Source organism: Bacillus cereus group sp. N14 (assembly GCF_016483555.1).
GTDB classification, from domain to species: Bacteria; Bacillota; Bacilli; order Bacillales; family Bacillaceae_G; genus Bacillus_A; species Bacillus_A wiedmannii.
Genome location: NZ_JAEHBQ010000121.1, coordinates 1 through 244 on the forward strand (window position 1 = coordinate 1; position 244 = coordinate 244).

Consider the following 244-nt stretch of genomic DNA (forward strand, 5'->3'; position numbering starts at 1 on the left):
TTTACAGGTCGTCCATTAGCAGCTTCCTCTGTACGTCCTTGGCTTGGTCCGTATGTATGAACGATACTATTAATTGTTTCAGTTTTTGCAAGGTTAGTGTTTCCGACAAGCGCGGTAGTTAGTACATCCCATAAATAGTAGGTAGAGTTCGTTGAGAAGTGAACGAGAGGGGGAACCATTGCATAGCATTGACCAAGGAAATCCATACCAATATACTTTCGTTCTTTTGCCCACTGTTCACGTA

The 244-nt window shown here is 42.6% G+C and carries 1 pseudogene; it reads right to left on the reverse strand.

Annotation, left to right across the window (positions count from 1 at the left end):
- A pseudogene (locus JDS82_RS29360) lies at positions 1-244 on the reverse strand (nucleoside hydrolase); the annotation flags it as partial.